This is a genomic window from Oleiphilus sp. HI0086 (assembly GCF_001635225.1).
Genome location: NZ_LWFZ01000258.1, coordinates 1 through 516, shown reverse-complemented (window position 1 = coordinate 516; position 516 = coordinate 1). Strand labels below are relative to the sequence as shown.

Genomic DNA, 516 nt, shown 5'->3' with positions numbered 1-516 from the left:
CCAAAAAAGCCGCCAATAAAATTTCCTCGGTGAGCCGGGCGTTATAGCAGGAATGGTGATTTATGAATATTATGGATGAGCAAGTATCACTATTGAATGAGTTGAGCGAACTCATGATGATAAGCAGTGAGCTAGGGTATGAATCTCTTTCGTGTGAGTTTAAATATCACACTTCAGAAGATGGTAGTAGTTCAATAGGATCCAAATTTAGTTATGTAATTGATGGTAAAAGGGTCTCAAAGGCACTTGTAAAACCTGAAAGAGAGCGGCTCTATACCGTTGTGCCTAAGCTTCACTCAGTTATGAAATCGCATACTGGCGGTGATTGGAAGTCATTTACACTAACTATAAATGAAACTGGTGAGGCTAAAACCAAATTTGAATACCAATAAAAGCTATAACAAGCAGCTCCACCGGACTCCGCAAAATGTGTCGCGCTTTTTGCTGGAGCAAAAAGTCACGCCAATTTTGCTCCTCCGGTGAGCTGGGCGTTATATTTATTGATGCGTAGTGCGC

The 516-nt window shown here is 41.3% G+C and carries 1 protein-coding gene; it reads left to right on the top strand.

The annotated features are described in order from the left end of the window. Positions 1-62: 62 nt before the first annotated feature. Positions 63-392, top strand: coding sequence for an immunity protein YezG family protein (locus tag A3756_RS03370; RefSeq protein WP_068510496.1), 330 nt, complete (start codon positions 63-65; stop codon positions 390-392). The last annotated feature ends 124 nt before the right edge of the window (positions 393-516 follow it).

Bases quoted from the DNA above. Each gene is read 5' to 3' on its own strand.
- A3756_RS03370 (WP_068510496.1), top strand. From the start codon at position 63: ATGAATATTATGGATGAGCAAGTATCACTATTGAATGAGTTGAGCGAA.